The 3,680-nt window shown below is 73.9% G+C and carries 3 protein-coding genes and 1 tRNA gene; all 4 read right to left on the bottom strand.

The features are described 5' to 3' along the window. Positions 1 to 116: 116 nt before the first annotated feature. Positions 117 to 190 (bottom strand) — tRNA-Thr (locus FNX44_RS24935). Between the two features lie 76 nt (positions 191 to 266). After that, positions 267 to 1,850 carry an alpha/beta hydrolase gene (locus FNX44_RS24930; protein WP_143651251.1) on the bottom strand — a complete coding sequence of 528 codons (1,584 nt, stop codon included), beginning with the start codon at positions 1,848 to 1,850 and terminating at the stop codon, positions 267 to 269. Positions 1,851 to 1,970: 120 nt separating this feature from the next. After that, positions 1,971 to 3,179: a DNA polymerase III subunit delta' gene (locus FNX44_RS24925; protein WP_143651250.1), complete on the bottom strand. Its 1,209-nt coding sequence runs from the start codon at positions 3,177 to 3,179 to the stop codon at positions 1,971 to 1,973. 159 nt (positions 3,180 to 3,338) lie between these two features. Beyond that, positions 3,339 to 3,680: hypothetical protein (locus tag FNX44_RS24920; protein WP_228450196.1), on the bottom strand; the 342-nt coding region annotated here is incomplete at its 5' end.

Below are 3,680 nucleotides of genomic sequence, written 5' to 3'. Positions count from 1 at the left end.
AGCTGTGTATAAGAGACAGCTCCACCCCCGCCTGGCCCCACCACGCCCTACTGACCCTGTAACCCACCACAACACAAAAGGCCAGGTCACGTGCTACGTGACCTGGCCTTTGGGTGAGCCGCCTAAGGGAATCGAACCCTTGACCTACGCATTACGAGTGCGTCGCTCTGGCCGACTGAGCTAAGGCGGCGTGCTGCGGTGCGGCGACCGCGGCGCGGACCAGTCTACACAGTCCGGGGAGGTGGTCGGCGCCATGGGCGGAGGGGTCAGGGGCAGCGCTTGCCGGGAGGTGGGACGCGGCCTTCGAGGAGGTACGCGTTGACCGTGTCGTTGACGCAGTCGCCGCCGCGGACGTAGGCGGTGTGGCCGTCGCCGTCGTAGGTGAGGAGGGTGGCGGAGCGGAGTTGTTCGGCGAGGCTCTCAGCCCAGATGTAGGGGGTGGCCGGGTCGCGGGTGGTGCCGATGACGAGGATGGGGTCGGCGCCGGCGGCCTCGATGCGGTGGGGGCGGCCGGTCGGCTTCGCCGGCCAGTCGGCGCACATCAGCGCGGCGTAGGCGAAGCCGCGCCCGAAGACCGGGGAGACCTGCTCGAAGGAGGGCACGGCCTTGCGGGCCTCCGCGGGGTCGGCGAAGGCGGCCGGTTGGTCGAGGCAGCTGACGGCGGTGTAGGCGAACATGATGTTGCCGTAGCTGCCGTCGGGGTCGCGTTCGTGATAGGCGTCGGCGAGCCGGAGGAGGGCGGCGCCGTCGCCCTTCATCGCGTCGGCGAGGGCGTCGCGGAGCATGCCCCAGGCGTTCTCGTCGTACATGGCGAAGATCACGCCGGTGGTGGCTAGGGCCTCGGTCAGGGGGCGGTCGCCGTCGGTGTCGAGGGGGTCGCGGTCGACGCGTCGGAAGAAGTCGGCGAGGCGTCCGGCGGCGTCCTTGGCGCTGGTGGTGCCCAGGGGGCAGCCGGAGCGGCGGACGCAGTCGGCGGCGAACGCGTTGAACGCGGTGTTGAAGCCCGCAGTCTGGTCGCGGTTGAGTTGTTCGGCGCTGAGGGAGGGGTCCATCGCGCCGTCCAGGACGAGGCGGCCGGCCCGGGAGGGGAAGAGGCCGGCGTAGGTCGCGCCGAGGTGGGTGCCGTAGGAGAAGCCGACGTAGTGCAGCTTGCGGTCGCCGAGGACCTCGCGGAGGACGTCCATGTCGCGTGCGGCCTCGACGGTCGACACGTGGTCGAGGAGTTTGCCGGCCTGGCGGCGGCAGCCGTCGGCGAACCGCTTGTTGGCGGCGGTGAGGGCCCTGGTCTCGGCGGCGTCGTCGGGGGTGACGTCGAGTTGTGTGTGGCGGTCCATCGCCGGGCCGTCAAGACACTCGATGGGCTCACTGCCGGCGACGCCGCGCGGGTCCATGCCGACAATGTCGTAGCGCGCCCGGATCTCGGTCGGGAAGCCGATGCCCGCGGCGAGCCGTACGTACTCGACGGCGGAGCTGCCGGGCCCGCCGGGATTCACCATCAGGGAGCCGATGGGCTTCTTCGAGCCGGTCGCGCGGGTGCGGACGACGGCCAGGGGCACGTCCTCGTCGCCGTCGGGCGCGGCGTAGTCGAGGGGGACGCGCAGCGTGGCGCACTCGAAACCCTTGGTACCGCAGTCGCGCCAGCGCAGCCGCTGCCCGTAGTAGGGGCGCAGCTCGTCGGGGACGGCGGTGGGGAGCGGTTGGAGGAGTTCGGTCGTGCCGGGTTCGCGCTTGCCGTAGTCCTGCGGTTCGAGGGGCGGCGCGGCGCTGCCGCCGCCGTCGGTGCAGCCGGTGAGGAGCAGCGCCGCGGTCAGCAGCGCGGCGGCGGCGCGGCGTAGTCCCTTGTTTCCCATGCGCGACCTCTCGCCGACCGTCCGGACGTCCCTGGCGGGAGCGTACAACGCGGTAAACGATCAAGCAGGGCGGTGAGGTTCCGGCGGTGGGGGTGTCAGCGCGCGTGTGTCAGCGCGGTGTCAGGCGGAGCGGAGGCTGACCGTCATGGCCTCGACCGCGAGCAGCGGGGCGACGTTGCGGTCCAGGGCCTCACGGCAGGCGAGGACGGCCTCCATCCGGCGGAGGGTCTGCTCGGGGCGGCTGCTCGCGGCGACCTCCGCCACGGCGTCGTCCGCGCCGCCTCCGCCGACGCCCACCGCCGTGCCGAGCTGGCGGGCCAGCACGTCGCGATAGAAGGCGGTGAGGTCGGTGAGCGCCAGGTCGAGCGAGTCGCGCTGCGTCCGGGTGGCGCGGCGCTTCTGGCGGTCCTCCAGCTCCTTCATGGCGCCGGCCGTGCCGCGCGGCATCCGCTTGCCCTCGCTGCCGCCGAGCGCGGCCCGCAGCTCCTCCGTCTCCTTGCCGTCCAACTCCTCGGCCATCTGCTTGGCGTCCTCGGTCGCCGCGTCGATCAGCTCCTGCGCAGCCTTGAGGCAGCCGCCGACGCCGTCCACCCGCAGGGGGATGCGAAGCACCGTCGTGCGGCGGGCCCTGGCGCGCTCGTCGGTGGCCAGCCGGCGGGCCCTTCCTACGTGGCCCTGGGTGGCGCGGGCGCAGTCGTGGGCGAGCGCCGGGTCGACGCCGTCTCGGCGGATCAGCAGGTCGGCGACGGCCTGCACGGGCGGCGTGCGCAGGGAGAGTTGGCGGCAGCGGGAGCGGATCGTGGGCAGCACGTCCTCGGTGGAGGGCGCGCACAGCAGCCAGACCGTGCGGGGGGCGGGTTCCTCGACGGCCTTGAGCAGGACGTTCCCGGCGCCCTCGGTGAGGCGATCGGCGTCCTCCAGGACGATCACCTGCCAGCGCCCGCCCGCCGGGGAGAGCTGGGCCCGCCGCACGAGGTCGCGGGTCTCCTTCACGCCGATCGTCAGCAGGTCGGTGCGGACGATCCGCACGTCGGCGTGGGTGCCGACGAGGGTGGTGTGGCAGCCGTCGCAGAAGCCGCAGCCGGGGGCGCCGCCCAGCGCCCGGTCGGGGCTGACGCACTGGAGGGCGGCGGCGAACGCGCGGGCCGCCGTCGCCAGGCCGGAGCCGGGCGGGCCGGTGAACAGCCAGGCGTGCGTCATCGACGAACCGCCGGTGGGCGCGGGCTCGCCCGCCGCCGCGGCGGTGACGTACGCGTCGGCGTCACGGGCGGCGGCCGTCAGCTGAGCCGCGACCCGGTCCTGGCCGACCAGGTCGTCCCAGACCGCCATGGGTCTCCCTCCGTCGGTCGGGCCGGTCGTGCTGCCGGGCCTGTCGTGCTGTCGAGCTGTCGAGCTGTCGAGCTGTCGTCGGCCATTCTCCGTCATCGCACTGACAGCGGGGGACGGCCCGGCGGGCGGGGCCGGGTGACGGCGGTGGTGCGGAGGCGGTCAGCGGCGTTTCCCGCGGTTCCGGCCGTTGTCCCCCGCGTCCCCGGCGTTCTTGGCGTTCCCGGCGTCCCCCGCGTTCCCGGCGTCGCCGGTGTCCTCGAACGGGCCGAGGAGTTCGTCGGCGAGCGTGGGGAGGTCGTCCATCGGTGTCTCCTCCGCCCACTCCGGACGTGGGCGGCGCGGCCGGCCGCTGTCGTCGAGCTGGCGCAACTCGCGGGTGCGGTCGGGGGCCTCGTTCTCCGGTGCGCGCGGAAGCGCCCTGGTCTCGGCCTCGTCCGGCACGGGCGGGGTGCCCCCGGCGGCGGGGCCTTCCCGGCGGGCGACTCGGGGGTTACCTGCGGG

Origin of the sequence: Streptomyces alkaliterrae (assembly GCF_007097205.2) — a bacterium.
Classification (GTDB): domain Bacteria; phylum Actinomycetota; class Actinomycetes; order Streptomycetales; family Streptomycetaceae; genus Streptomyces; species Streptomyces alkaliterrae.
This window is presented reverse-complemented; position numbering and strand designations above follow the sequence as displayed.